Origin of the sequence: Bacillus sp. NPDC094077 (genome assembly GCF_050279465.1) — a bacterium.
Taxonomy (GTDB): domain Bacteria; phylum Bacillota; class Bacilli; order Bacillales; family Bacillaceae_G; genus Bacillus_A.
In genome coordinates this window covers 114,949-123,566 of the sequence record NZ_JBNNUF010000007.1, presented here as the reverse complement: position 1 = coordinate 123,566, position 8,618 = coordinate 114,949, and the positions used below count along the sequence as shown (strand labels likewise).

General features: G+C 35.3%; 7 protein-coding genes. 4 read left to right on the top strand and 3 right to left on the bottom strand.

Annotated elements, in window-relative coordinates; translation table 11 throughout:
• On the top strand, positions 1–433 hold a 433-nt coding region (locus tag ACQKNR_RS17980; RefSeq protein WP_427319266.1), incomplete at its 5' end, for an LPXTG cell wall anchor domain-containing protein.
• Between the two features lie 95 nt (positions 434–528).
• Here ACQKNR_RS17980 and ACQKNR_RS17975 read toward each other — a convergent pair.
• On the bottom strand, positions 529–2,232 hold the full coding sequence (locus ACQKNR_RS17975) for an S-layer homology domain-containing protein (RefSeq protein WP_427319264.1): 1,704 nt from the start codon (positions 2,230–2,232) through the stop codon (positions 529–531).
• A 258-nt stretch (positions 2,233–2,490) separates the two neighbouring features.
• On the opposite strand from ACQKNR_RS17975, the gene ACQKNR_RS17970 reads away from it, so the two are divergent.
• Entirely contained in the window at positions 2,491–3,981 is a 1,491-nt protein-coding gene (locus ACQKNR_RS17970) for a coproporphyrinogen III oxidase (RefSeq protein ID WP_427319263.1), read from the top strand.
• Between the two features lie 427 nt (positions 3,982–4,408).
• Positions 4,409–5,965, top strand: a complete 1,557-nt coding sequence (locus tag ACQKNR_RS17965; protein ID WP_427319261.1) for a fatty acid--CoA ligase — start codon at positions 4,409–4,411, stop codon at positions 5,963–5,965.
• Between the two features lie 254 nt (positions 5,966–6,219).
• On the opposite strand, the gene ACQKNR_RS17960 is transcribed toward ACQKNR_RS17965, so the two are convergent.
• Positions 6,220–6,816 (bottom strand): DedA family protein, encoded by a 597-nt coding sequence (locus tag ACQKNR_RS17960; RefSeq protein WP_427319259.1) that lies wholly within the window; start codon positions 6,814–6,816, stop codon positions 6,220–6,222.
• A 237-nt stretch (positions 6,817–7,053) separates the two neighbouring features.
• The gene (locus tag ACQKNR_RS17955) at positions 7,054–7,686 is read right to left on the bottom strand and encodes a GNAT family N-acetyltransferase (protein WP_427319257.1); all 633 of its coding nucleotides are present in this window, start codon (positions 7,684–7,686) and stop codon (positions 7,054–7,056) included.
• A 105-nt stretch (positions 7,687–7,791) separates the two neighbouring features.
• On the opposite strand from ACQKNR_RS17955, the gene ACQKNR_RS17950 reads away from it, so the two are divergent.
• Complete coding sequence (locus tag ACQKNR_RS17950) at positions 7,792–8,610, top strand: MerR family transcriptional regulator (protein WP_427319255.1); 819 nt, start codon at positions 7,792–7,794, stop codon at positions 8,608–8,610.
• Positions 8,611–8,618 lie beyond the last annotated feature (8 nt).

The following is an 8,618-nucleotide window of genomic DNA, read 5'->3' as shown; positions in this document are numbered from 1 at the left end:
TGAAGAAACAGAAAAGCCAGGTGAAGAAACAGAAAAGCCAGGTGAAGAAACAGAAAAGCCAGGTGAAGAAACAGAAAAGCCAGGTGAAGAAACAGAAAAGCCAGGTGAAGAAACAGAAAAGCCAGGTGAAGAAACAGAGAAGCCAGGTGAAGAAACAGAAAAACCAGGTGAAGAAACAGAAAAGCCAGGTGAAGAAACAGAAAAGCCAGGTGAAGAAACAGAGAAACCAGGTGAAGGAACAGAAAAGCCAGGTGAAGAAACAGAGAAACCGGGTGAAGGAACAGAAAAGCCTAACTTGCCAGAAAAAGGACAAGGTTCTTCTAAGGATCAACAACTTCCAGCCACAGGGCATGATATGAATTATCTTCCATTCGTTGGTTTTGTACTTATGTTGTTAGGAATACGTTTAAGATTTATGACTAAGAATAGCTAATAGATTTATAAAAGGCATAAGAGATATATGATCTCTTATGCCTTTTAAGTTCATACAGATAAGGTAAAAACATCTATATTGTGTTATAAATATTTTTAAGCTTCAATCACGTTAAGCATTCGATTTATAAATGCAGCTGCTTCAGCACGTTTTGCCGATCCTTTTGGTACGAATTGATTGTGTTCATTGCCTTTTACAATTCCATACCCGTAAACTCTTTGTAGTGCTTCTTTAGCATAGACTGAGTCTTTGTCTACGAATGGTAGTTCAACTGGCTTTGCAACAATACCAGCATATTTTAGTGAGCGGTCAATCATAATAACAGCTTCTTCGCGTGTAATTGTGGCATTTGGATCAAAGGTATTATTACCACGTCCGATAATGATGCCTGCGCTTGATGCACGATTGATACCATCTCTTAAAGATGGATGTACTGTTCCTAGGTCTGTGAAACTAGCATTTCCACTTGGTAATTGTAAAGCGCGAGTAATTAAAGTAGCAAATTCAGCACGTGTTACAAGACGATTTGGGTAGTAATTGCCGTTCCCTTCTCCTAACATAATGCCTCTAGCTGCTAATTGACGAATGTCTTGTTCATACCATCCACCTGTAATGTCATCAGTTACTGGATCTTTTCGGTTTTCCTTATAATAAGCTTCTGTTCCTTTTAAAAATGCGTCCCATTGTCCACGTTGAATCATAAAAGCAGGACAGTTTTTCCCTGACCAAAATTGATGTTTTTGGACATTATCTAAAGAAATATTTAACTCATTCATTAAATAAGCCGCTAATTTACGGGCATTTTCTACCGCTTTTTCATAATTTCCATCTTGATTAACGGCAATTTCTATTCCGATAGATTCATAGTTTCCAGTTTTATTTCCAGCATGCCATCCAACTTCATTTACAGGAAGATGTTGATAAATTTCTTTATCATCTACTGTGAAGTGCCAAGAGGCAGCGCGATCAGCTGTTCCACGTGCCTGACTGTCTAAGTATTTTGCGTGATTTAGAGCATTGGCACCCTTCGCTGTATTAGCCGTCTCGTGAATTGTAATATATTTAGGTACCATTGCGTAGCCAGGACGAATATTGTCATTTCCTTTTGGGACAATCATTTCTTTAAATGTAACGCCATAAATATTGTTTGTTTGTAGAGTAGCTGGAGCTCTCAATAAACTACTTTTAGCAGAACGTTCGTTTTTTAATAATGAAGCTTTTGTGCCTTCAAACGTAGCAGATGGTGCATAAATCCACTTTGATGTTTCATTTATTTGGACTTTAAACCAATTTCCTGCTTGTTCAGTAGGAGTAATTACTTGTGGTTGTAGTTTACCCTCTTCTTTAAACGATTGGAATGGGAATGAATGTATGGAAGCTTCTTCTTTCACGATTAATTTTTGGTTAGATAGTTTATGAATCTCTTGAACTTCTATGCCATTATCATTGTTATCTATCCACCCAGCGCCAGCTGGAGTCGTTATGTAGTACGCATTCCCTTTTTTCTTTGTCGCCGTTACTATTTGTTCTGTAATCTCGATATTCGATTTGTTTTTTAAATTACTTGCGTCATATAATAAATGTTTTTTTGATGTGTATAAAAGGAATTCGCCAGTGATCTCGATATCCTCTTCATGTGTGCTATGCTCCTTAACATGTTCTTCAATACTTTTTAAAACTTGCTCATCCGTATATACTTCCGCGGATTTTTCAGCACTCTCTGCAAATGAATAGGTAGGTGCCATCACAGTTTGTAATGCAAGAGAGAGGGTTAAAACACTATAAAATTTCTTTTTCATATTTGTTTTTAACACATTAGATTTTTGAATCTAGTGTTAATATTCCTCCTTTATATATTGTATTTTTGATATGTATCAATTTAGTACTAATAAATATTAACAAGAGAAAATCATGATGTCTATATATCTGAATGATATTCGTAAAAAGAATTATTCGAAATAATAGTAAAATGTAAGAGGAACAGGTAAAACCTTCTGTATTGACCTGTAAACGCCCTTCAAGTAAACTAAAGAGAGTTTGCAAATGAAAAGGTGATAATGTTGTTAATTTCAATTAAAACGTTACAAGATGATCGTTTTTTACGTCCGCTGCAAAATATTGGCGGCTTATTTTTTGAAGATAGTACGATTGGATTTGAACAAGAGGAAGCAAATCTTATCGTTGATATACACATTGAAGAGAATGTGAAAGCATCAGCTCGTTTAACGGATGTTGCTACTGGAAATGTGTATGAAGAAACATTCGCGAAAGATTTATCTGCTTTTACAGACGAAAAAGAGCGTATGAAGCAAGTGAAACACGTTGTTTCTTATGTATATCTTTCTGTTCTTCAGCAGTTAACAGGCATTGAACAAAGCTGGGGTATTTTAACGGGAGTACGTCCGACGAAACTTCTTCATAAAATGCTTCAAAATGGTATGTCAAAAGAAGAAGCGCACCAAGAACTTCGTGAAAGCTATTTAATTCATGAAGAGAAAATTGAACTTCTTCAGCGCATTGTTGATTGTCAATTAGCGGTTGTTCCAGATTTATACCGCTTGAAAGAGGAAGTAAGTATTTATATCGGTATTCCATTCTGTCCAACAAAATGTGCATACTGTACATTCCCAGCTTACGCAATTAACGGACGCCAAGGATCAGTTGATTCGTTCTTAGGCGGTTTACATTATGAAGTTCGTGAAATTGGTAAGTTTTTAAAAGAAAAAGGTGTGAAAGTTACGACGATTTATTACGGCGGCGGTACACCGACAAGTATTACAGCAGAAGAGATGGATATGCTGTATGAAGAAATGTATGAAGCGTTCCCAGATGTAAAAAATGTACGTGAAGTAACAGTTGAGGCAGGTCGCCCAGATACGATTACACCAGCAAAGCTAGAAGTGTTAAATAAATGGAATATTGACCGTATTAGTATTAATCCGCAGTCATACCATCAAGAAACACTAAAAGCAATTGGACGTCATCATACTGTAGAAGAAACAATTGAGAAGTATCATTTAGCTCGTGAAATGGGAATGAACAATATTAATATGGACTTAATTATTGGTCTTCCTGGTGAAGGGTTAGAAATCTTTAAACATACGTTAGATGAAACAGAAAAGTTAATGCCAGAGTCGTTAACAGTTCATACGTTATCATTTAAACGTGCTTCTGAAATGACGCAAAATAAACGTAAATATAAAGTAGCAGGTCGTGAAGAAATTACAGCGATGATGCACGAAGCAGAAGAGTGGACGCAAAAGCATAATTACGTACCATATTACCTATATCGTCAAAAAAATATTTTAGGTAACTTAGAAAACGTTGGTTATGCAATGCCTACGCAAGAAAGTATTTACAACATTGTCATTATGGAAGAAGTACAATCGATTATCGGACTTGGATGCGGTGCTTCAAGTAAGTTTGTTCATCCGAAGACAGGCGCAATTACGCACTTTGCAAATCCGAAAGATCCAAAATCATATAACGATGGCTTTGTAAAATATACAGAAGATAAACTGAAAATTTTAGAAGAGCTGTTTGTGTAAGGAGAAGGAGTCTGTTCCGATTTGGAACAGACTCTTTTTTATCCCGCTATTTGCGGGTAGTAAGACTCTCACCCAAAAATTCGGCGAATGCGAGGAAGTTAGGTGGGAGATAACGGCCCGTAAAAGCCCGATTGGTGAAGGCTAATAATGGACAAACCCCCCACTGATTAAAGTTTCACTTTATATTGTCAGTTTTTGTCGGTAAGTCGATATATGTAAGAAATCGCTGATATAAATTGAGTTGCGGTCGATATATTCGAAAAATCGCCGATATAATTTTATTTACCGAGAAGTGAATCAAAAACTACCTTCATTTGTAAAACTATGTCGATAATAATCAGAAAAATTAGTCAGTTTTCTAGAGGACAATGTCTACTTATGGACGAAATGATAGATTTATGAAAGAGAAAAGGGGGAAATTGTTGGTATGTACATGACAATAGGGAGAATTTTTGATTTAGCAGTTGGTAAGTACCCAAATAAAGAGGCTTTAGTAGAACCAGAAAAAAATATTCGCTGGACATATAAACAGTGGGATGAGCAAATAAATAAAACGGCGCACGCTCTATTAGAAGAAGGGGTAAGAAAGGGAGATTGTGTATCTGTTTATTTATATAACTGTCGTGAATTTGTAAACGTTTACTTAGCTTGTGCAAAAATCGGTGCAATCTTTAACCCGATTAATTTCCGCCTAAAAGCGAAAGAAGTATCTTATATTCTCCAGGACGCATCCTCGAAAGTAGTTGTCTTTGAAAAAGCAGTTGAATCAACTGTTGCTATGATTGAGAGAGATTTTCCAAATACGTCTTTTTGGTATGTAGAAGACGATAAACCTTCCTATGCAAGTTCCTACCATGACAAAGTAAATGCAGCACCTTCTGAAAAAGTAGATATCGAAATTGATGAAATGGATTATTGCTCTATGCTTTATACGAGCGGTACGACAGGTCATCCGAAAGGTGTACTACATCGTCATCGTGATATGGCTGAGCATAGTATGATTTGTACGTATTTCTTAAAATATAATAGGGATAGTGTCGGGCTTGTAGTAGCTCCGTTATATCATTGTGGTGAGTTGAATGCTGGAATCATACCACGCATTCAAGTTGGCGGAAAGAATGTTATTTTACATCATTTTGATACAGAAACAGTATTACATACGATTCAAGAAGAGAAGGTTACAACGTTCTTTGCAGCACCGACGATGTGGAATATGTTACTGCAAAAAGATTTAGCCCAGTATGATTTAACTTCGATGAAAATTGGTATATATGGCGGAGCAGCAATGGCACCAGCTTTAGTGAAGGAATGTAAAGAACGTCTTTATATTGATCTCGTTCAAATATACGGGATGACAGAAATGGGACCAGTTGTTGCGTTTCTCGTAGAAGAGGATCAAATTCCGAAAGCTGGTTCAGCAGGAACGCCATGCTTTAGTCATGAAATTCGTATTGTAAAACCGAATGAAGATGCACCGGCAGAACCAGATGATGTATTACCTCCTTATGAAGTGGGAGAAATTATTTTGCGCGGCCCAACTATGATGGCTGGCTATCATAACCGTGAAGAAGCGAATGAAAAATCGATGTATAAAGGCTGGTATCATTCTGGTGATTTAGGTTACTTTGATAAAGATGGCTATTTATTCGTTGCAGACCGTGTGGATGATATGGTAATTAGCGGAGGCGTAAATATTTATCCTCGTGAAATTGAAGATTTCCTCCATAGTCATCCTGGTATATTAGATGTTGCAGTGCTTGGTGAGCCAGATGAATTATGGGGAGAACGTGTTGTGGCTGTCGTTGTCAAGAAAGATGAAACAATTACAGAAGCTGATTTAGAAACGTATTGTAAAGAAAGTGATGAATTAGCAGATTATAAACGCCCGCGTCATTATTTATTTGTGGATGAGCTTCCGCGTAATGCGAGTGGGAAATTACAAAAATTTGTGCTGAGAGAGTCTTTGAAAGGTGCGAAAAAGTAGGTGATAGAGCAGTTGTCAATACAAATAAGGCTATCTTTCTTAATAAGGGAAGGTAGCCTTATTTGTATTGGAAATGATTAAATGTGGCAGTTAGTTTGATTGAAAAATAGATTGGTGAAAGGTTTTAATAACATGCTTTTCGTTTTAATTTAGATTGTTTATCCCGCATTAATGGGAGTCTTACTGTCCGTAAAAGCCCGATTGGTGTGGGCTAATAATCAGTGGGGGATGGACACCCCCCACTGATTAAAGTTTCACTTTATAAACACATGCTGTATTTTTTTACGAAATCGTATGATTAGCGTAATGACAATAATACCGAAGATAATTTTCCAACTGTGTTGACCAAGTACCATGAATATATCTTCTAAATTTTCACCTAACCAGTAACCGCTAATCAAGAAGAATGATACCCAAAATAGGGCGCCTGAATAAATTGTCATCGCAAAGCGGCGAAATGGTAAGTTGATAATTCCTGCAAAGTACCCTGTAAAGTGGCGTACGCCTGGAATGAAAAAAGCGATAAAGATTAGAAAATATCCGTATTTATCGAACCACATTTTCGTTAAATCAATTTTTCGTTGTGTTAAGAATATATATTTGCCGTATTTCTGAATGAAAGGCATGCCAAGTTTATTTCCTACAAAGTATTGGAATGTCATACCTACACTTGTCCCAATAAAAGATAAAATAATTAAAGTTGGTAAACTTAAATCACCTTGATGTGATAAAAATCCCGCATAGGCTAATGTTGGCTCCCCTGGAAAGGGGAGAGCGATATATTCTAAAAGCAATCCGATGAGTACGACATAATACCCGTATTGCTGAAACAATTCGTGAATCCATTCCATGTTGTGCTCTCCTTTTTAAACTGATGTTGTTACATGTTTTCCCCTTTTCCTTCCATGTTGAATAGTCTCACTCTAATCGAGCTAAAACTGTAGTGGTGGAAGGGTTTAGTCTAATAACCACTCGCTTTCTTTCTATATAGGAGTGATAATGCAAGAGGTGAGATGTTAAAGTGAACACTCATACTTCATATAGCCCTTTACTAATTAGTAAAGAGCATAGAAGTGTGAAAGTTACTATTAGTTGAAATCATAGCGGTATAAAAAGATATTTAAATTTTCTTCTATTGATTCAAAAGTAATTTCTTTCTCTGTGACACGTTTGAAGTTTTGCTTGTCATAAAATCCATAGTTACAGTTATCGTCTGTATATAAATATAAAGATGTCACATCTTCTGTTGTCATATATTGGAATAAGTAGTTCGTTAATGTTTTCCCAACCCCAAGCCCTCTAGATTCTTCAGATACGATGAATAATTGTATACAGCCTTGAAACTGATCTTCTTTTCCTTGAATTAGTTCCTTATATGTTTTTTTAACTTGTAAAAATGATTTTAAAAATTCTCTATTCTCTTTATTCGTCATGAATAGTTTCAGTGTGTTATAGGAAAAGCTAAAAGTATTATGAAATCTCTTTAAACGGTTTTTATCTTTTTCGGCATCGCCTAAAATGACACCAATAATTTTATTATCTTTTTCAGCTACCTTGCTAAAGGAACTGCCTAAAATACAACTTTGTAGATAGAAGTTTAATAAGGAATCTAAAAAGTTTTTATCTGTAATGAATTGATTAAATCCAAATGCTTCACCAATTAAATGTTTAATGGATTCATAGTCTTCTTTAACAAGGCTTCTATATTGTACTGTGTTCATAATTGTATACTCCCTTTATCAATGTAAATAATTTATTATAATAGTAAGGTCTCCTCTAAGGGGAGAGTCAACAGTGGTGAAAAAAATAAAAAGGAAGAGATTCAGGTGGGAAAATTATTTTCTATTGGAGAAGTTGCAAAAATAAAGGATATTACGATAAAAGCTTTAAGATATTATCATAAGATGGGGATTCTTATTCCAAAACATATTGATGAATTAACAGGATATAGATATTATTCTATAGATCAATTTATTCACATAGATATTATAAAAAGCTGTAGAGAGTTAAACACCAGTATAGTAGAACTTCAAGAGATTTTTAAGGAGTGTAATACGGATAAACTACTACAATTTTTACAATTGAAGAGAAATGAAGCAGAAGAAAATATAAAGAAAATGAAAGAAGTAATCGAAACAATTGATTGCTTAAATGAGAAAGTGGGGAGTTCACAGGAAATATTAAAGAATGATGGAATATCTATTAAGTCCTTTGAACAGCGTCATGTAATTGTAGCGCCTTGTAAAGAAGTGGGGAGTTTACAGGAATTACTGTATTATTCCGATTTAGAGAAAATCATTGACGATTATGAAGGGAAAATGTCAATGGAAATGGGGATTTTATACAACGTAAATGAAAAGTGGGATGTAGAACCGAAGTATGTTTTTAATAAGGTACAAGATGATGTACATATGGAAGATAAGAAGAATGTAAAAATGTTACCAAGTGGGAAGTATTTAACCTTATCGTATAGTAAAGAAAATGAAGAGGAACGTAGAAATACTATGATTAAATATATAAAAGAAAATAATATAGAAGTGGAAAGTCTCATTGAAGTGGAGTTAGTTACGGATATTTTTAATACAGAGTCTTATAGTTGTCAAATTCAAATCTTTATAGGGGATAGTGAAAATAAGAAGTTTTGACTTTGTAA

Excerpts from the sequence above, each read along its gene's own strand:
- ACQKNR_RS17965 (WP_427319261.1), top strand. The coding sequence starts at position 4,409 with ATGTACATGACAATAGGGAGAATTTTTGATTTAGCAGTTGGTAAGTAC.
- ACQKNR_RS17960 (WP_427319259.1), bottom strand. The coding sequence starts at position 6,816 with ATGGAATGGATTCACGAATTGTTTCAGCAATACGGGTATTATGTCGTA.
- ACQKNR_RS17975 (WP_427319264.1), bottom strand. The coding sequence starts at position 2,232 with ATGAAAAAGAAATTTTATAGTGTTTTAACCCTCTCTCTTGCATTACAA.
- ACQKNR_RS17955 (WP_427319257.1), bottom strand. The coding sequence starts at position 7,686 with ATGAACACAGTACAATATAGAAGCCTTGTTAAAGAAGACTATGAATCC.
- ACQKNR_RS17970 (WP_427319263.1), top strand. The coding sequence starts at position 2,491 with ATGTTGTTAATTTCAATTAAAACGTTACAAGATGATCGTTTTTTACGT.